Origin of the sequence: Promicromonospora sp. NPDC019610 (assembly GCF_044389365.1) — a bacterium.
Taxonomy (GTDB): Bacteria; Actinomycetota; Actinomycetes; order Actinomycetales; family Cellulomonadaceae; genus Promicromonospora.
Genome location: NZ_JBIRXX010000001.1, coordinates 1,079,856 through 1,097,778 on the forward strand (window position 1 = coordinate 1,079,856; position 17,923 = coordinate 1,097,778).

The 17,923-nt window shown below is 71.6% G+C and carries 21 protein-coding genes; 17 read left to right on the forward strand and 4 right to left on the reverse strand.

Annotation, left to right across the window (positions count from 1 at the left end; translation table 11 throughout):
- Window positions 1-5: 5 nt before the first annotated feature.
- From infA to rplQ, 6 genes are all read left to right on the forward strand, one after another.
- Window positions 6-227 (forward strand): translation initiation factor IF-1, encoded by a 222-nt coding sequence (infA, locus tag ACH45N_RS04735; protein ID WP_020016137.1) that lies wholly within the window; start codon window positions 6-8, stop codon window positions 225-227.
- A gap of 127 nt (window positions 228-354) precedes the next feature.
- Window positions 355-468 carry a 50S ribosomal protein L36 gene (rpmJ, locus tag ACH45N_RS04740; protein ID WP_003956441.1) on the forward strand — a complete coding sequence of 38 codons (114 nt, stop codon included), beginning with the start codon at window positions 355-357 and terminating at the stop codon, window positions 466-468.
- A gap of 183 nt (window positions 469-651) precedes the next feature.
- Complete coding sequence (gene rpsM / locus ACH45N_RS04745) at window positions 652-1,026, forward strand: 30S ribosomal protein S13 (RefSeq protein WP_036964594.1); 375 nt, start codon at window positions 652-654, stop codon at window positions 1,024-1,026.
- 75 nt (window positions 1,027-1,101) lie between these two features.
- Entirely contained in the window at window positions 1,102-1,506 is a 405-nt protein-coding gene (rpsK, locus tag ACH45N_RS04750) for a 30S ribosomal protein S11 (protein ID WP_020016139.1), read from the forward strand.
- Window positions 1,507-1,692: 186 nt separating this feature from the next.
- Window positions 1,693-2,709: a DNA-directed RNA polymerase subunit alpha gene (locus tag ACH45N_RS04755; RefSeq protein WP_397391605.1), complete on the forward strand. Its 1,017-nt coding sequence runs from the start codon at window positions 1,693-1,695 to the stop codon at window positions 2,707-2,709.
- Between the two features lie 58 nt (window positions 2,710-2,767).
- Complete coding sequence (gene rplQ / locus ACH45N_RS04760) at window positions 2,768-3,304, forward strand: 50S ribosomal protein L17 (protein WP_397391607.1); 537 nt, start codon at window positions 2,768-2,770, stop codon at window positions 3,302-3,304.
- Window positions 3,305-3,379: 75 nt separating this feature from the next.
- Here rplQ and ACH45N_RS04765 read toward each other — a convergent pair whose 3' ends face one another.
- Window positions 3,380-4,138: an ROK family protein gene (locus ACH45N_RS04765; protein ID WP_397391609.1), complete on the reverse strand. Its 759-nt coding sequence runs from the start codon at window positions 4,136-4,138 to the stop codon at window positions 3,380-3,382.
- Window positions 4,139-4,177: 39 nt separating this feature from the next.
- Between ACH45N_RS04765 and ACH45N_RS04770 the strand changes: the two genes are divergently transcribed.
- Window positions 4,178-5,092 (forward strand): tRNA pseudouridine synthase A, encoded by a 915-nt coding sequence (locus ACH45N_RS04770; protein ID WP_397391611.1) that lies wholly within the window; start codon window positions 4,178-4,180, stop codon window positions 5,090-5,092.
- Between the two features lie 72 nt (window positions 5,093-5,164).
- Here the strand turns inward: ACH45N_RS04770 and ACH45N_RS04775 are convergent, their stop codons facing one another.
- A complete protein-coding gene (locus ACH45N_RS04775; RefSeq protein ID WP_397391613.1) occupies window positions 5,165-5,590 on the reverse strand; it encodes a DUF5709 domain-containing protein in 426 nt (141 codons plus the stop codon).
- A 283-nt stretch (window positions 5,591-5,873) separates the two neighbouring features.
- On the opposite strand from ACH45N_RS04775, the gene rplM reads away from it, so the two are divergent.
- From rplM to ACH45N_RS04795, 4 genes are all read left to right on the forward strand, one after another.
- On the forward strand, window positions 5,874-6,323 hold the full coding sequence (rplM, locus tag ACH45N_RS04780; RefSeq protein ID WP_285101009.1) for a 50S ribosomal protein L13: 450 nt from the start codon (window positions 5,874-5,876) through the stop codon (window positions 6,321-6,323).
- Between the two features lie 43 nt (window positions 6,324-6,366).
- Window positions 6,367-6,852, forward strand: a complete 486-nt coding sequence (gene rpsI, locus ACH45N_RS04785) for a 30S ribosomal protein S9 (RefSeq protein WP_182620582.1) — start codon at window positions 6,367-6,369, stop codon at window positions 6,850-6,852.
- A gap of 123 nt (window positions 6,853-6,975) precedes the next feature.
- Window positions 6,976-8,340 (forward strand): phosphoglucosamine mutase, encoded by a 1,365-nt coding sequence (gene glmM / locus ACH45N_RS04790; RefSeq protein ID WP_377235430.1) that lies wholly within the window; start codon window positions 6,976-6,978, stop codon window positions 8,338-8,340.
- Window positions 8,341-8,540: 200 nt separating this feature from the next.
- Window positions 8,541-9,290, forward strand: a complete 750-nt coding sequence (locus tag ACH45N_RS04795; protein ID WP_397391617.1) for a DedA family protein — start codon at window positions 8,541-8,543, stop codon at window positions 9,288-9,290.
- On the opposite strand, the gene coaA is transcribed toward ACH45N_RS04795, so the two are convergent.
- Window positions 9,291-10,286, reverse strand: a complete 996-nt coding sequence (coaA, locus tag ACH45N_RS04800; RefSeq protein WP_377231670.1) for a type I pantothenate kinase — start codon at window positions 10,284-10,286, stop codon at window positions 9,291-9,293.
- Window positions 10,287-10,407: 121 nt separating this feature from the next.
- Between coaA and glmS the strand changes: the two genes are divergently transcribed.
- The 4 genes from glmS to ACH45N_RS04820 all read left to right on the forward strand — a co-directional run bounded on the left by glmS (window position 10,408) and on the right by ACH45N_RS04820 (window position 14,236).
- Window positions 10,408-12,309 (forward strand): glutamine--fructose-6-phosphate transaminase (isomerizing), encoded by a 1,902-nt coding sequence (glmS, locus tag ACH45N_RS04805; RefSeq protein ID WP_397391619.1) that lies wholly within the window; start codon window positions 10,408-10,410, stop codon window positions 12,307-12,309.
- 33 nt (window positions 12,310-12,342) lie between these two features.
- Window positions 12,343-12,699: a pyrophosphatase gene (locus ACH45N_RS04810; RefSeq protein ID WP_377231672.1), complete on the forward strand. Its 357-nt coding sequence runs from the start codon at window positions 12,343-12,345 to the stop codon at window positions 12,697-12,699.
- A 52-nt stretch (window positions 12,700-12,751) separates the two neighbouring features.
- On the forward strand, window positions 12,752-13,612 hold the full coding sequence (locus tag ACH45N_RS04815) for an alpha/beta fold hydrolase (protein ID WP_397391622.1): 861 nt from the start codon (window positions 12,752-12,754) through the stop codon (window positions 13,610-13,612).
- Between the two features lie 273 nt (window positions 13,613-13,885).
- Window positions 13,886-14,236, forward strand: a complete 351-nt coding sequence (locus ACH45N_RS04820; RefSeq protein WP_285101023.1) for a holo-ACP synthase — start codon at window positions 13,886-13,888, stop codon at window positions 14,234-14,236.
- 58 nt (window positions 14,237-14,294) lie between these two features.
- On the opposite strand, the gene ACH45N_RS04825 is transcribed toward ACH45N_RS04820, so the two are convergent.
- Window positions 14,295-15,344 carry an LLM class F420-dependent oxidoreductase gene (locus ACH45N_RS04825; RefSeq protein ID WP_397391625.1) on the reverse strand — a complete coding sequence of 350 codons (1,050 nt, stop codon included), beginning with the start codon at window positions 15,342-15,344 and terminating at the stop codon, window positions 14,295-14,297.
- Window positions 15,345-15,443: 99 nt separating this feature from the next.
- On the opposite strand from ACH45N_RS04825, the gene ACH45N_RS04830 reads away from it, so the two are divergent.
- Window positions 15,444-17,168 carry an NAD(P)H-hydrate epimerase gene (locus ACH45N_RS04830; protein WP_397391628.1) on the forward strand — a complete coding sequence of 575 codons (1,725 nt, stop codon included), beginning with the start codon at window positions 15,444-15,446 and terminating at the stop codon, window positions 17,166-17,168.
- A gap of 62 nt (window positions 17,169-17,230) precedes the next feature.
- Window positions 17,231-17,695, forward strand: coding sequence for a hemerythrin domain-containing protein (locus tag ACH45N_RS04835; protein ID WP_397391630.1), 465 nt, complete (start codon window positions 17,231-17,233; stop codon window positions 17,693-17,695).
- Window positions 17,696-17,923 lie beyond the last annotated feature (228 nt).

The following is a 17,923-nucleotide window of genomic DNA, read 5'->3' on the forward strand; positions in this document are numbered from 1 at the left end:
AGGATATGGCAAAGAAGGACGGTGTCATCGAGATCGAGGGCAGTGTGATCGAGGCTCTGCCGAACGCGATGTTCCGCGTCGAGCTGTCGAACGGTCACAAGGTTCTCGCGCACATCTCGGGAAAGATGCGTCAGCACTACATCCGGATCCTCCCCGAGGACCGCGTGGTGGTGGAGCTCAGCCCGTACGACCTGTCCCGCGGCCGGATCGTCTACCGCTACAAGTAGTCAGTCCCCGATCCGGGGCTACGTCACCCACGGCCTGGCCGAAGGCGACGTCGCCGTACGATCGACCACCCACGACACTGCTGCGCGCGCACCGGGAGACCGGACGTTCGTGGCGGAGGAAAACCCGATGAAGGTCAAGCCGAGCGTCAAGAAGATCTGCGACAAGTGCAAGGTGATTCGCCGGCACGGTCGCGTCATGGTGATCTGCGACAACCTGCGCCACAAGCAGCGCCAGGGCTGATCACCCTCCGGGCACCTGCCCGGGCCGGTGGCTGAGGCCACCACCAGCGCACCACCTCGAACCAGCCCCGCGGGCAACCGCGCAGGGCAGGGGAACCCTCGGTCCGGAGGCCGGGGCCCGCGAAGAGTCGCGGGATGGCGGTGCGGCAGACCTCCGACGAGCAGTACAGGAGCCGGAAGGCACATGGCACGTCTTATCGGCGTCGACCTCCCCCGCGACAAGCGGCTTGAGGTTGCGCTCACGTACATCTTCGGTGTGGGTCGTACCCGCGCGAAGGAGACCCTGGCCGCCACGGGCATCAGCCCGGACGTCCGCGTGAAGGACCTCGGCGACGCCGAGCTCGTTGCGCTCCGCGACTACCTCGAGGGCAACTTCAAGCTCGAGGGTGACCTCCGCCGTGAGGTCGCGGCCGACATCCGCCGCAAGGTCGAGATCGGCACCTACCAGGGCCTGCGCCACCGTCGCGGCCTGCCGGTGCGTGGTCAGCGCACCAAGACCAACGCGCGCACCCGCAAGGGTCCCAAGCGCACCGTCGCGGGCAAGAAGAAGGCCCGCTGATAGCAGTCCGTGGAGCGGTCGGCTCACCGAGCTGAGACCGCCCCGGTCCGATCAGACCAGGAGATTACAGAACAGATGCCTCCCAAGACTCGCGCCGCCGCCGGCCGCAAGCCGCGCCGCAAGGACAAGAAGAACGTCCCGCTCGGCCAGGCGCACATCAAGTCCACCTTCAACAACACGATCATCTCGATCACCGACCCGTCCGGTGCCGTGGTGTCGTGGGCCTCTGCCGGCCACGTCGGCTTCAAGGGCTCCCGCAAGTCCACCCCGTACGCCGCGCAGATGGCCGCCGAGTCGGCCGCTCGCCGCGCGCAGGAGCACGGCGTCAAGAAGGTCGACGTCTTCGTGAAGGGCCCGGGCTCCGGTCGCGAGACCGCCATCCGCTCGCTCCAGGCGACCGGCCTCGAGGTCGGCTCGATCCAGGACGTGACGCCCCAGGCGCACAACGGCTGCCGCCCCCCGAAGCGTCGCCGCGTCTGATGCTTGTCGCGCCACGGTGCGGCCGCGCGGCCTCAGGGCCGCGCGACCGCACCGCGGTCGCGACGTCCGCTCACCTCACGAGGTGAGCACCCCGCCTGGACGGTGACAGAGATCCGCCCGGGCTGCGAGAGATCGCAGAGACCGTGATGCGTCATATAGCGGACGCACACCGAAAGGACACCCACAGTGCTCATCGCACAGCGCCCCACGCTGACCGAAGAGGTCATCTCGGAGAGCCGTTCCCGCTTCTCCATCGAGCCGCTCGAGCCTGGCTTCGGCTACACGCTCGGCAACTCGATGCGTCGCACGCTGCTGTCGTCCATCCCGGGCGCGGCCGTCACGTCCATCCGTATCGACGGTGTGCTGCACGAGTTCAGCACCGTGTCGGGCGTGAAGGAGGACGTCACCGAGATCATCCTCAACATCAAGAACCTCGTCGTCTCCTCGGAGAACGACGAGCCCGTCGTGATGTACCTGCGCAAGCAGGGCGCCGGCACCGTGACCGCCGCGGACATCGTTCCGCCGGCGGGCGTCGAGGTGCACAACCCCGACCTGCACATCGCCACCCTGAACGACAAGGGCAAGCTCGAGATCGAGCTGACCGTCGAGCGGGGCCGTGGGTACGTGTCCGCCGCGCAGAACAAGCAGTTCGACGCGGAGATCGGGCGCATCCCGGTCGACTCGATCTACTCGCCGGTCCTCAAGGTCACGTACAAGGTCGAGGCCACCCGAGTCGAGCAGCGCACCGACTTCGACAAGCTCATCGTCGACGTCGAGACCAAGCAGGCGATCACGCCTCGCGACGCGCTCGCTTCGGCTGGCAAGACCCTGGTCGAGCTGTTCGGCCTGGCACGTGAGCTGAACGTCGAGGCCGAGGGCATCGAGATCGGCCCGTCGCCGACGGACACCGCGCTGGCCGCGGACCTGGCGCTGCCGATCGAGGAGCTCAACCTCACCATCCGTTCGTACAACTGCCTCAAGCGCGAGGGCATCCACCAGGTGGGCGAGCTCGTGGCCCGCAGCGAGGCGGACCTGCTCGACATCCGCAACTTCGGTGCCAAGTCGATCACCGAGGTCAAGGAGAAGCTGGCCGAGCTCGGCCTCAGCCTCAAGGACTCGCCGCTGGACTTCGATCCGGCCGGCGCCTCGTACTTCGAGGGTGGCGACTCCGCGGCCTACAGCAGCGACGAGCAGTCGTACTGACGTCCCGTGCCCGGCCTAGGCCGAGCACGCGGAACCACATTCAAGGAGACAAGCAACAATGCCTACCCCCACCAAGGGCGCGCGGCTCGGCGGTAGCCCTGCTCACGAGCGCCTGATCCTCGCGAACCTGTCGACCTCGCTCTTCGAGCACGGCCGGATCACGACCACCGAGACCAAGGCCAAGCGCCTGCGTCCGCTGGCCGAGCGTCTGATCACGTTCGCGAAGAAGGGCGACCTGTCCGCCCGCCGCCGCGTGCTCACGGTCGTGCGCGACAAGGGCGTGGTCCACACGCTGTTCACCGAGATCGCCCCGGCCATGGCCGAGCGCAACGGTGGCTACACGCGCATCACCAAGATCGGCACCCGCAAGGGCGACAACGCGCCGATGGCGGTCATCGAGCTCATCACCGAGCCCGTGAGCCCCAAGCAGGCCGTCGTCAAGGAGGCCACCAAGGCCGCCGAGAAGGCTGCCCCGGTCGAGGACGCGCCCGTCGAGGACGCGCCGGTCGAGGAGACCGCCGCCGAGGACGTCAAGGACGCCCCCGTGGAGGACGCTCCCGCCGAGGAGACCACGGAGGACAAGAAGGAGGCCTGAGCCCCTTTCTTTCCTGCACGACGCCGGCCGCACCTTCCGTCACGGAGGGTGCGGCCGGCGCCGTCGTCCGACACGTCAGGACGGCGGGAGGTCCCAGGCCCGGGCGCCGCCCACGAGCGCGGCCGAGTTGGGCACGATGACGACGTCGTCGCCCAGGCGGGCCAGCGCCGACGGGGTGATGCAGCGTGCGTTGCCGCCGCCGATGTAGAGCCGGTCCCAGTGGAAGACGGGCCGCAGCCCGTCCACGACGGTGACCACGCGCCGCGACCACAGGCCGTCCCCGAGCCGGCGACGTTCGGGCTCGCCGATGTACTGGTCGTACGTGAGGCTGCGGCGCACGGGGGCGTGCGACCACTCCAGGTGTGGCGCGATGCGCCCGCCGTGGAACATCGCCGTCCCGAGGCCTGTTCCGAGCGTGATGACCAGCTCCAGGCCCGAAGCCGCGACCACGCCCGCGCCGTGCACCTCGGCATCGTTCAGGACGAGCGCGGGGAGCCCCAGGCGGGTCGCGACCGCCGCCTGCATGTCGAAGCTGCTCCACGCCTCCTGGAGCGCGGGCACGACCCGGGAACGCGGCCCCGACCGGGTGATGTAGTGCGGCGTGTGCACCACGACGCCGCTGCGGATCATGCCCGGCATGCCGACGGTGACCCGCGCGGCGGCGGGGAGGTCCGTGGCGATCTTCGCGATCGTGTCGACGAGCAGCTCGGGCGGGAGCGGGTAGGGCGTCGGCACGCGGACGGGTGTCGCGTGCGCGGTCCCGGACGTGTCGAGGACGGCCGCCTTGATCCCGCCGCCGCCACAGTCGACCGCCAGCGTGAGGGTGTCTGCCATGACGTCACTGTACGAACCCCTGCGGGGAGATCGGGGAGGATGGCTGTCGTGAACGACTTCATCCGGGTCCGCCTCGACCTCGCCTACGAGGGGACCGACTTCGCGGGCTGGGCCCGTCAGCCGGCCCTGCGCACCGTCGAGGGCACGCTGGAGGACGGGCTGGCGCAGGTGCTGCGGAGCGCGCAGCGCGGCCTGCCGGCGCCCCGGCTCACTGTCGCCGGCCGCACGGACTCGGGCGTGCACGCCCGGGGCCAGGTGGCGCACGTCGACGTCGACGTCGCCGGCTGGGCCGCGCTGCCGGGCCGCTCCGACCGCACGCCGGGGGAGTCGCTGGTGACCCGGCTGGGCGGCGTGCTCCCCGGGGACCTCGTGGTGCGCCGGGCCGCGCCCGCGCCCGTGGGCTTCGACGCGCGCTTCTCCGCGCTGCGCCGTCGCTACACCTACCGCATCGCCGACGACGTCGCGCTGCGCGACCCCCTGCGCCGCCGGCACGTCCTGTGGAACCGCAAGCCGCTCGACGTCGGGGCGATGGACGCCGCCGTCCGCCCCCTGACCGGGGTGCGCGACTTCGCCGCCTACTGCAAGCCCCGGCCCGGGGCCACGACCATCCGGGAGCTGCAGAGCATCGTGTGGGAACGGCCCGCCGACGGGCCGGACGCGGGGCTCGTGGTGGGGCACGTCGTCGCCGACGCGTTCTGCCACAACATGGTGCGGGCGCTCGTCGGCGCGTCGATCGCGGTCGGCGAGGGACGGCGTGCCGAGAGCTGGCCGGCCGTGCTCCTGGCGAGCCGGCGCCGGGACGCGGGCGTCTTCGTCGTGCCGCCGGAGGGGCTGTGCCTGGAGGAGATCACGTTCCCGCCGGACGCCGAGCTCGCGGCCCGCGCCGACGCCATCCGGGCCAGGCGGATGGACGAGGACGTCTGGGACGAGCCGGTGGCGGCTCCGCCGAGGTAGGACTGAACCGCTGGTCGGGCTTGTCGGGACCGCACGAGGGCCTCGACACGCTCGACCAGCGGTGTGCTCGGACTAGGGTTCTTCGACCCAGTGGACCGCGGCCTCCTCGGCGCTCGCGCCCGCGCCGTCGATGCCCGCGTCGGTGCCGTACAGGTCGTTCTCGCGGTTGCCGTCCTCGGACGCGTAGCTACCAGGGTCGGCGTCGGGGTCGGAGACGAGCCGGCCCGCGCGTGACGTGTCGGCGCGGTCCAGCGGGTCGTCCTGCCAGATGTCCGGCTCCTCCTCGCTGAGCCGCTGGTCCATCGGCTCGCCCTGGCGCTCCTCCCACGAGGTCTCGCCCCAGTGGTTCGAGCGCGGGCGGTCGGGCGGGGAGTACCCCTCGTCGAGGAAGTCCTTCGGACCCCGGCTGTACAGGGTGTCCTCGGTCGGGAGCTGGTCGGTGTCGCCCTCGGCGATACCGTCAGGTCCTGGCATGGTGGCGGGTGTTTCCTCGGTCATGTTCCTACCGTGACACCAGTTCGGTTCAGACGCCAGACTGCGGACGTGGCGAACCTCATGTCCGTGGAACCGCCCCGGAGGCCGCCTACGCTTTGACCCCCGGGGAAACTGCCAGGTACTCTAATGAGTCGTTGTGCTTTGTCACGACGTCCTGCGTCAGCACCGAGCCCACTCGAGTGCGGACGACCGGCCCGGACGTCATTCTGACCCCCGCGCACAACGACCTGACTCATCGGGCGCCGCTTCTCGCCCGACGACACCGCAAACGAAAAGGTTACGAACCGTGCGTACGTACACCCCCAAGCCCGGCGACGTCCAGCGCGACTGGTACGTCGTCGACGCGACCGACGTCGTCCTGGGCCGCCTGGCAAGCCAGGTCGCAACCCTGCTGCGCGGGAAGCACAAGCCGACCTTCGCTCCGCACGTCGACGGTGGTGACTTCGTCATCATCATCAACGCCGACAAGGTCGCGCTGAGCGGCAACAAGCGCGAGACCAAGCTGGCTTACCGCCACTCGGGTTACCCGGGCGGTCTCACGGCCACCCCGTACGGCGAGCTCCTGGACACCAAGCCGGAGCGCGCCATCGAGAAGGCCGTGCGCGGCATGATCCCCAAGACCTCGCTCGGTCGGACGCAGATGACCCACCTGAAGGTCTACGCAGGCTCTGAGCACCCGCACACGGCGCAGCAGGCCAAGCCGTTCGAGATCACCCAGGTTTCGCAGCAGGCCTGAGGCCGCTGCCGGATCGCAACGCGAAGGACGCGAGGACATCACAGTGGCCGAGACCACCGTCGAATTCGAGCAGGGCGCCGAGGCGCCCAGCAACTACACCACCGAGACTGCTGCGCCGGCAACGCGCGGTTCGTCCATCACCGCCCCGGGCCAGGCCCTCGGGCGCCGCAAGGAGGCCGTGGCGCGCGTGCGCCTCGTCCCCGGAACCGGCACCTGGAAGATCAACGGCCGCACCCTCGAGGACTACTTCCCGAACAAGGTGCACCAGCAGCTGGTCAACTCGCCGCTGAACCTGGTCGAGGTCGAGGGCCGTTTCGACGTCATCGCCCGGATCACGGGTGGCGGCACGTCGGGTCAGGCCGGCGCGCTGCGCCTGGGCATCGCCCGTGCGCTGAACGCCATCGACGAGGAGTCGAACCGCGCCGAGCTCAAGAAGGCCGGTTTCCTCACGCGTGACGACCGCAAGGTCGAGCGCAAGAAGGCCGGTCTCAAGAAGGCCCGCAAGGCTCCGCAGTACTCGAAGCGCTGATCAGAGCGCTTGGCCGGGTGGCCCCGCCGAACAGTGTCGACACTGTTCCGCGGGGCCACCTGCATTTCCGGCGCAGGCCGGGCCCCACTACGGTGGGATCGGAACGAGCTGAGGAGAATGTGCATGGGCAGGCTGTTCGGCACCGACGGAGTTCGGGGCCTCGCCAACAAGGACATCACCGCGGAGCTGGCGCTGGAGCTGGGCGCCGCGGCGGCCAGGGTCCTGACCGCGCAGGGTGAGCTGCTGGGCCCGCGTCCACGGGCCGTCGTCGGGCGGGACACCCGGGCGTCCGGCGAGTTCCTCGCCGGCGCCGTGGCCGCGGGCCTCGCGTCGGCCGGCGTGGACGTGGTGATGCTCAACGTGCTGCCCACGCCGGCACTGGCCTACCTGGTGACCGAGCTGGAGGCCGACCTCGGCGTCATGGTCTCCGCCTCGCACAACCCGATGCCGGACAACGGCATCAAGTTCTTCGCGCGCGGCGGGCTCAAGCTCGACGACGCCGTCGAGGACGCCATCCAGGCGACCCTCGGGGACGACTGGGAGCGGCCGACGGGCGCCGCCGTGGGGCGCATCCGGACGGACGGCCAGGCGGCCGCGGAGCGCTACGTGCGGCACCTGACCGACAGCGTCGGCACCACGCCCGACCACCGCCCCCTCGAGGGCCTGCGCATCGCGCTGGACTGCGCGAACGGCGCGGCGAGCGAGGTCGGACCGGAGGCGCTGCGCGCCGCAGGCGCCGACGTCGTGGTGATGAACGCCAGCCCCGACGGCCGGAACATCAACGAGAAGTGCGGCTCCACCCACCCGGAGCAGCTCCAGGCCGTCGTGGTGGCGTCCGAGGCGGACTTCGGCGTCGCGTTCGACGGCGACGCCGACCGCTGCCTCGCCGTCGACCACACCGGCGCGATCGTGGACGGCGACCAGATCCTCGGCATCCTCGCGACCGCCCTCAAGGAGGAGGGCCGCCTGCCGGGCGACACCCTCGTCGTCACGGTCATGAGCAACCTCGGCCTCATCCTGGCGATGCGGGAGCGCGGCATCACCACGGTGCAGACCGCGGTGGGCGACCGGTACGTGCTGGAGGAGATGCGCGCCCAGGGCTACGGCCTGGGCGGCGAGCAGTCGGGCCACATCATCCTGGCCGACCACGCCACCACCGGCGACGGCGTGCTGTCGGCGCTGCACCTCGCGGCGCGGGTCAAGGCGTCGGGCAAGCGGCTGGCCGACCTCGCGGGGGAGATCGAGCGCCTGCCGCAGACGCTCGTGAACGTGCGCGGCGTGGACAAGTCACGGGCCGGCACGGACGAGGGCGTGCAGAGCGCCGTCGCGGACGCGACCTCGCGGCTCGGCGACACCGGCCGCGTGCTGCTGCGCCAGTCCGGCACGGAGCCGCTGGTGCGCGTCATGGTCGAGGCCCCGGCCCAGGACGAGGCGGACAAGGTCGCGGAGGATCTTGCCGCCGTGGTGCGGGAGCGGCTCGCGCTCTGACGGGGTCGCCGGGCGCCCCCGTGCGATTCACCCTCGGCGGGATGCAGGCGTGAACGGCCCGTGAAACCTTGGGAAGCGGGGTTCTACCAGGGGGTCCCCTGATGCGATTCAGGGGCACCCCTTGCGTAGTCTGGACGTAGGCACTATGAGGTGCCCTTCTCCGCCCCCGGGTAGTGCCCGGCCGAGACTCCCGAGGTCCCGTGCTCGAACTCATCTCCACCGTCCTGAGCGCCACCGAGGCATGGATCCTCGCGATGGCCGCCTCGCCGTGGATCTACCCGGCCATGTTCGCCTTCGCGACCATCGACGGCTTCTTCCCGCCGCTGCCCAGCGAGTCGGTGGTCATCACCCTGACCGTGTCGGCCCACAGCACGGGCACGCCCTGGATGTGGCTGGTGCTGATCACGGCGGCGGCCGGGGCCTGGGTCGGGGACCAGATCGCGTACCAGATCGGGAAGATGATCGGCACCGAACGGGTGCCGTTCCTGCGTTCGGCCCGCGGACGCCGGGCCGTGGACTGGGCCGAGCGGGCGCTGACCCGCCGCGGCGCCTCCTTCATCCTCGCGGCGCGCTACGTGCCGATCGGGCGCGTGGCCGTGAACATGACGGCGGGCGCCGTCGGCTACCCGCGGCGCCGGTTCATGCTCATCGCCGCCATCGCGGCGGTCATGTGGGCGCTGTACTCCGCGGGGATCGGCCTCGTCGCGGCCCAGTGGCTCGGGCACGAGCCGCTGCTGGCGATCGCCATCGGCGTGGTGCTGGGCGTCGCGATGGGCTTCCTCGTGGACAAGGTGGTGGGCTGGTTCTCGCGCCGCCACCTCCACGAGGACGCGGACGGCGCGGAGGGTGCGGACGGCGAGAGGGTCGCCGTCCCGGCGGGCGCCACCGAGATGGTCAAGGAGTACGTCCAGCGGGTCGACGACGGCGGCCGGTCCGCGAAGGGCCGCTGACTAGAGCTTGCGCAGCCGGACCCGCTGCACCGCGTGGTCCGAGCCCTTGGTGAGCACCAGGGTGGCGCGCCCGCGCGTGGGCAGGATGTTCTTCTCGAGGTTCGGCGCGTTGATCGACTCCCAGATCGACAGGGCCTTGTCCGTGGCCTCCTGGTCGGAGAGCGACGCGTACCGCTTGAAGTACGAGTCCGGCTTGGTGAACGCGGTACGACGCAGCTCCAGGAAGCGTTCCACGTACCACTGCCGGATGTTCCGGGTGCGGGCGTCCACGTAGATCGAGAAGTCGAAGAAGTCGCTCACCGCCACGGTCGACTCGTCCACGGCGGACGGCCGGGCCGGCTGCAGCACGTTCAGTCCCTCGACGATGAGCACGTCGGGCTTGCGGACCACCACCTCCAGCTCGGGCACGATGTCGTAGATGACGTGCGAGTACACGGGGGCCCGCACCTCGGACTGGCCGGCCTTGATGCGGGACAGGAACCTGATCAGGGCGCGGCGGTCGTACGACTCCGGGAAGCCCTTGCGCTCCATCAGGCCCCGCCGTTCGAGCTCCGCGTTCGGGTAGAGGAACCCGTCGGTCGTGATGAGCTCGACGCGCGGCGTCTCGGGCCAGCGGGCGAGCATCTCGCGCAGCACGCGCGCCGTCGTCGACTTGCCGACGGCCACCGAGCCGGCCACGCCGATGACGTACGGGGTGCGGGGCGGATCCTCGTGCAGAAAGGTCGAGGTCGCGTCGTGCAGGCCGCCGGTGGCCTGCACGTAGAGGTTGAGCAGTCGCGACAGAGGGCGGTAGATCGCGTCGACCTCGGCGAGGTCGATCGGGTCACCGAGTCCGCGCAGGCGCTCGACGTCGTCGTCGGTCAGCGGCAGCGGGGTGGATGCCGAGAGGCGGCTCCAGGCCGCCCGGTCGAGATCCACGTAGGGCGAGGACGGGGCGAGGGCGAGCAGGTGCTCGCCGAGGTCCGTCGTCGGGAACTGTGAAACCACCTGCAGCATTGTGCCCCACCCGGGGCAAGGATCGACATCGTCCGAGGCGACAGGTGATCCCGCGGGTGAGAAAAGTGCCCTGTGAGCCCGGTCATGGGTACCGCTCCGAACGCTCGTTAGACTCGCCCGCATGTGTGGGATCGTCGGTTACACCGGAACTGCCGCGACTATCGCGGACGGCGGCGCCTCGGGCGCGGCCCTGCCCTCGGGCACGCCCCTCGACGTGGCCGTCGAGGGGCTGCGGCGCCTCGAGTACCGCGGCTACGACTCGGCCGGGGTCGCGCTCGTCGCGCCCGGGCTGGACGGCGTGGCCTGGGCCAAGAAGTCGGGCAAGCTCGCCAACCTGATCGAGGTGCTGGACCACGACCCGCTCCCGGAGGCCACCGCGGCGATCGGGCACACCCGCTGGGCCACGCACGGCGGCCCCACCGACGCGAACGCCCACCCGCACCTGGCCGACGGCGACCGCCTCGCGGTGATCCACAACGGGATCGTCGAGAACTTCGCCCAGCTGAAGGCCGAGCTGCTGGCCGACGGCGTGGTGTTCCGGTCCGAGACCGACACCGAGGTGGCCGCCCACCTCGTGGCCAAGGCGTACCGCGAGACCGGCGACCTGACGGCCGCCATGACCGCCACCGCCCGTCGGCTGGAGGGCACGTTCACGCTGCTCGCCGTGCACGCCGACGCGCCCGAGACGGTGGTCGGCGCGCGGCACGACTCCCCGCTCGTGGTGGGGCTCGGCGAGGGCGAGAACTTCCTGGGCTCCGACGTCGCCGCGTTCATCGCGCACACCAAGGAGGCCCTGGAGCTGGGCCAGGACCAGGTGGTGACCATCACGCCGACGTCCGTGGACGTGACCGACTTCGACGGCAAGCCCGCCGAGGCCAAGCGCTACACCGTGGACTGGGACGCCGCGGCCGCCGAGAAGGGCGGCTTCGACTCCTTCATGGACAAGGAGATCCACGACCAGCCGCAGGCCGTGGCCGACACGCTGCTGGGCCGGACGGACGCCGCGGGCGCGCTCGTGCTGGACGACCTGCGCATCGACGAGTCGATCCTGCGCGCCGTGAACAAGATCATCGTGATCGCGTGCGGCACCGCCGCCTACTCCGGGCACGTGGCGAAGTACGCGATCGAGCACTGGTGCCGCATCCCGGTCGAGGTCGAGCTGGCGCACGAGTTCCGCTACCGCGACCCGATCGTCGACGAGCGCACCCTGGTGGTCGCCGTCACGCAGTCCGGCGAGACCATGGACACCCTGATGGCCGTGCGGCACGCGCGCGAGCAGGGCGCCAAGGTGATCTCGATCGTCAACACCCACGGCTCCACGATCCCGCGCGAGTCCGACGCCGTGCTCTACACGCACGCCGGCCCCGAGATCGCCGTCGCCTCCACCAAGGCGTTCCTCGCGCAGATCACCGCCGCCTACGTGCTGGGTCTGTACCTCGCCCAGCTGCGCGGCAACAAGTTCCCCGACGAGATCGCCACGCTGCTCGACGAGCTGCGGGCCATGCCGCGCAAGATCCAGACCGTCATCGAGCGCGGCGAGTACGTGCGCGCGACGGCCCGGTCCATGGAGCAGTCCGACAAGGTGCTGTTCCTGGGGCGGCACGTCGGCTTCCCCGTGGCCCTGGAGGGGGCGCTCAAGCTCAAGGAGCTCGCGTACATCCACGCGGAGGGCTTCGCCGCCGGCGAGCTCAAGCACGGCCCGATCGCCCTGATCGACGAGGGGCAGCCCGTGTTCGTGGTGGTGCCCTCCCCGCGCGGCCGCGACTCCCTGCACTCCAAGGTGGTCTCCAACATCCAGGAGATCCGGGCGCGCGGCGCCCGCACCCTCGTGATCGCGGAGGACGGCGACGACGAGGTGCGCAAGTACGCCGACGAGATCTTCTGGATCCCGCAGGCGCCCACGCTGCTCCAGCCGCTGCTGGCCGTCGTGCCGCTGCAGATCTTCGCGATGGCGCTCGCCACGGCCAAGGGCCTGGACGTGGACCAGCCGCGCAACCTCGCCAAGTCGGTGACCGTCGAGTAATCCCGCCGACCCGGCTGTGGCACGCTCGTCGGCGTGGAACTGAAGCAGCTCTCCGACGAGGTCGAGATCATCAGCCGGGTCTACGCGCGCGTGCACGGCCTGGAACGCACGGACGACTGGCTCGTGCTGAAGCTCCAGGAGGAGATCGGCGAGCTCACCCAGGCGTTCCTCACGCTGTCCGGGCGCTCGCGCGACCGGGGTCTGTCCGAGGACGAGATCCGGGACGCGTTCCGGGGCGAGGTCGCGGACGCGCTCGCGCAGCTGCTGCTCGTGGCCCGGCGGTTCGACGTCGACCTGCCGGAGGAGCTGGAGCGCAAGTGGTTCCGCTGGCGGCACCTGGTGCGGCCGGAGGACACCGCGGGCATCCGCGATGTCGGTGACCCCGTCTAGGGTCTGCCTCTGACGGGCGCCACGCCGTGGCGGCCGGCGGAGAGGAGCGCGCATGGCGTACGTAGAGGTCGACGGGGTCCGGGTGCACTACGTGGAGCACGGGCCGCAGGCAGGCGCGGGGGTGCGCACCGTGGTGCTGGTCCACGGGTTCCCGGTGGACCACCGGCTCATGACCGGTGCGTTCGAGCCCGTCCTCGCGGGGCGCCAGGGCTGGCGCCGGGTCTACGTGGACCTGCCGGGCATGGGCCGCACGGTCGCCCCGGACGTGGCGAGCACCGACGACGTCTTCCGGATCCTGCGAGGAGCGGTCGAGGCGCTGGTGCCCGAGGGGCCCTACGCCGTGGTCGGGCAGTCGTACGGCGGATACCTGGCGCGCGGGCTGGCGGCCGCCGACCCGGACCGGGTCACCGGCCTGGCCGCTCTCGTCACGCTCGTCGAGCCACGGCACGAGCTGCGCCGGCTCCCCGGGCGCCAGGTGCTGGTCCGCGACCGTGCGCTCACCGATCGGGTCGGGGCGGCCGCGCTCGACGCGGAGGACGTGCTCGTGGTGCAGACGGAGGAGACCTGGGCCCGCACTCACGAGGAGGTCGACCCCGGCCTCGCCGCGGCCGACCCGGCAGCGGTCGCGCGGATCGAGGCGAGCTACGCCGGGACGTTCCCCGTGGAACCAGCGCCCTTCGAGAAGCCCGTGCTGATCGCCGTCGGGCGCCAGGACTCGATGACGGGCTACCGCGACGCGTGGGACCTGCTGGAGCACTACCCGCGCGCCACGTTCGCGGTGCTGGACCGCGCGGGACACTCGCTGCACATCGAGCAGCGCGACCTGTTCGAGGCGCTGGTGGGGGAGTGGCTCGACCGTGTCGAGGAGGCGAGCGACGTCAGCTCGACACGGCGACGTACACCAGCAGCGTGACGATCGCGGCGATCACGATGCCGAAGACCACGACCATGATCACGGGGAAGGGGAGCTTGTCGTCGTCCTCCGGCATGGCAACCTCCTCCGCGCGAAAGGTGGCACGCTGCCGCGAAGCAGATGCCACCTTTACCTGTGCATTACGGGGATATGGTGCCGCAAAACGGGCACCTTGCGCAACACCGGCACCGTCCTGTGCGTAGAGCGTGCCGACCCGCGCTGACCAGGGGCGAAGCGGCCCGGTAGCCGGTGCCGGGGACCTAGGCTGAGGCCATGATCATCGGCACGGGCATCGACGTGGTCGACGTGGACCGGTTCATGGAGACCCTCGACCGCACGCCCCGGCTGCGGGAGAAGCTGTTCACCGAGGCCGAGCGCGAGCTCCCGGCGGCGTCGCTCGCCGCGCGGTTCGCGGCGAAGGAGGCCATCGCCAAGTCGCTCGGTGCCCCCGGCAACCTCCGGTGGCACGACGTCACGGTGCACCGCACGATCGGCGGCCCGCCACGGATCGACGCGAGCGGCACGGTGGCCGCCCGCGCCGCCGAGCTCGGCGTGCGCACCTGGCACATCACGATCTCCCACGACGCCGGCATCGCGTCCGCCATGGTGATCGCCGAAGGCTGAGGCAACCTGTCAGACCCACAGGTCACCCGTGTGACCTGTGGGTCTGACAGGTCGGGGGTTACTGGAGCTCGGGGATGACCTGCTTCTCGAAGAGCTCGATGCCGCTGGTGTCGTAGGCCGCCTCCTGGAAGTACGTGATCGCGTACTCCAGCCCGCGCGAGCGCATGCCCTGCAGCCGCTCGACGATCTGCCCCGGCGTGCCGACCAGGAGGCCGTTGCGCCAGTTCTCGATCTCGCGGTCGGCCTTCGCGGGGACCTGCTTGCGCAGGTGCGCCTCGATCCAGGCCAGCCGCTCGCCCACCTCGGCGTCGTTCTCGCCGATCACCACGTTGTAGTTCGAGGACCGCGTGATCTCGCCGAAGTCCCGGCCCACGTCCTTGCAGTGCGCCTCGAGCACGCTCGACTTGTGCGCGAAGCCCTCGGGCGAGCCGTCGAAGTTCGTGTACTGGGCGTGCTGCGCGGCGATGCGCAGCGTCTTCTTCTCACCGCCGCCCGCGATCCACAGGGGGATGGACGGGACCTCGGCGCCGCCGTCGCCCACCGGGAGCTGCTGGAGAGGCTGCGGGTAGCAGAGCGCGCCGTCGACCTGGTAGCGCTTGCCCTCGAAGGTGCCCGAGGACCCGGTGCGCCACATGTTCGCCATGATCTGGACGCCCTCGTCGAGCGCACGCAGCCGCTCGCCCGCGGTCGGGAAGCCGTAGCCGTAGGCGCGCCACTCGTGCTCGTACCAGCCGGCGCCGATACCCATCTCGATGCGGCCGCCCGAGATCGTGTCGATCGTCGAGGCCACCTTGGCCAGGTACGTCGGCTCGCGGTAGGCCATGCAGGTGCACATCTGGCCCAGGCGGATGCGCTGGGTCGCCGCGGCGAACGCGGCCATCAGCGACCACGCCTCGTGCGTGGCCTCGGTCGAGGGTTCGGGGACGGTGTGGAAGTGGTCGAACACCCAGGCTGACTCCCAGGCGAACTCGCCGCCCGGGACGGCCTCGCCGGCCGCCTGGTTCTCGGCACGGTGGACGAGGGAGAGCATGGTGGCCCACTGGTCGGCGGGCGCGATGTCGACCAGGTCGAGGCGCCAGCCCTGCGGGATGAAGAGTCCGAATCGCATGGCCCGACCCTATGCCGACGCGGTTGCCCCAGGGGAGGTGTGGTCGAAATTGTCGGTTTTCGGTACCTCGGGTCCTGGCGGAGGCGGCACTATAGGGCTGTGAAAGACGCATGGAGCTCCGACGAGGTACGCAAGGCCGAGGAGCCGCTCATCGCGGCGGGTGAGCCACTCATGGCCAGGGCGGCGTACGCGCTGGCGCAGGCCGTGCTCCGGGAGGTCGCGGCCCGGACGGCTCCCCGCCCCGGCGGCGCCCGGTTGCACGGCAGCCTCGGCTCCGACGGGCTCCCGGGCGTGGCCCGCGTCCGGCCCGGCCGCCCGTCCGGCCCCCGCGGCGACGTCCGCGGCGCGAGCGCTCTGCTCCTGGTCGGCCCCGGCAACAACGGCGGCGACACCCTGTTCGCCGGCGCGCACCTGGTCCGGCGCGGGATGACGGTCACCGCCGTCCTCGCGTCCGCGCGCGCCCACGAGGAGGGCCTCGCGGCGTTCGAGGCGGCGGGCGGTGCGGTCGTGCGCCTCGCCGACGTCCGCGTCCCGGCCGTCGTCCGCTCCGCCCTCGCGGCCGACGTCGTGCTCGACGGCCTGGTCGGCGTCGGCGCGCGCGGCGCGCTGCGCCCGCCCGCCGGCGGCCTGGTCCGGGCCCTCGCGGAGGCCCGCGAGGCCGCGGGGAAGCGGTGGCCGTACACCGTCGCGGTCGACATCCCGAGCGGCATCGGCGTGGACGACGGCGTGGTGCCCGGTCCCGTGCTGCGCGCCGACCGCACGGTCACGTTCGGCGCGCTCAAGCCCGGCCTCCTGCTGCCCCCGGCGGCGCAGCTCGCCGGCGCGGTCGAGCTGGTCGACGTCGGCTTCCCCACCGCCTCCGGCACCGACCACTGGGCCAGCGCGGCGCAGCGCGTCACCCTGGGCCGGCACGCGATGGCCGGCACCGACACGGGCTCCGGCCGGGTGCAGCGCCTGGAGGCCGCGGACGTCGCCGCCCTCTGGCCCGCCCCTACCGCCCACGACCACAAGTACACGCGCGGCGTGGTCGGCGTGATCGCCGGGACGAGCACCTACCCGGGCGCGGCCGTCCTGGCGACGTCCGGCGCCGTGCGGGCCGGGGCCGGCATGGTGCGCTACCTGGGCCCCGAGGCCGTGGGCACCCGCGTGCTGCTGGCCCGGCCCGAGGTGGTCGTGGCCGGCGGACGCGTCCAGGCGTGGGTCCTCGGCCCTGGCGTTCCCCCGTTCGACCCGGAGGACGGCCCGGACGACGACGGCCAGGCGCGCCGCGTCTTCGGGGCGCTCGCGGCCGTGACCGGTGTGCTGTCCGAGGACGTGACCGGCGGCAAGATGCCCGCCGTGATCGACGCGGGCGCGCTCACGATGCTGGAGCACCGACTGCCCGCCTGGGCGGTGCTGACGCCGCACGCCGGCGAGCTGGCGGAGCTGCTGCAGGGGCTCGGGCACGACGCCGACCGGGCCGCGGTCGAGGCGCGGCCGCTGCACTGGGCGCGCACAGCGCACCAGGCGACCGGCGCGACCGTGCTGCTCAAGGGCGCGATCACCGTGGTGGCCGGCCCTGGTGGCGCCTACGCGCAGGCGGACGCCCCGGCGTGGACGGCGACAGCGGGGGCGGGCGACGTCCTCGCGGGCATCCTGGGCACGCTGCTGGCCGGGCGCTCGGCCGACGTCGTCGCGGACGAGACGCTCGCGGCGCGCCTCGCGGCGGCCGCCGCGGTGGTGCACGGCCGGGCGGCGGCGCGCGCCTCGGCGGGCGGCCCGGTCGCCGCGCTGGAGATCGCCCACGCAGTGCCGGCGGTGATCGCCGAGCTGCTGGGCGGCTGACCGCCGCCCGGCCCGGCCCGGCGTGGCCCGGCCCGGGCCGGCCCGGGCTAGGCTGTCCGGCGATGAGTGAACGCGTCGTGGCCTGGGGGCAGGAGCTCCGCGAGATCCACCGGCGGTTGCGCGAGGCCCTGGGCGTCGCGCGGTCCGCCGTCGAGGACGGTGGTTCCGGGCCGACGGCGGCACGGGACCTGCAGCTCTACTGCGTCGGTTTCTGCGCCGCGCTGACCGGGCACCACCGTGCGGAGGACGCCACCCTCTTCGACGTCGTGCTGGCGGCCGAGCCGGACCTCGCGCCCGTCGTCGCCGACCTCAAGCGGGACCACTCGATGCTGGACCACCTCCTGGGCGAGCTGCAGCGCGCCGCGCTGTCGGGCGCGGACCGGGACGAGCTGCTGCGGCACCTCGACGGCATCGAGGCCGTCATGGAGACGCACTTCCGGTTCGAGGAGAAGAAGATCGTCGATGTGCTCGACGGCGCGGACCGCCCGGAGACCGACCGGCAGGAATTGCTCGGTCCGCTGGCCTGACGCCGACACTTCTCCAGAATTGGGCATTCCGGATTTATTTCCGGACTCACGGGCCTTTATCTCGGCTGTCCGAGATGTGCCAGGTAGAACCGTAATTTCCCGTATCACAGGCACACCCTGCACGATTTATCTCTTGTCATAGACTCCTGACGCGCTCCGATCGATATTCATGTAAGTCACGACATTGGGGTGTGCGTGCCAACGAGTTACGGGCCTTCCATGGCCATG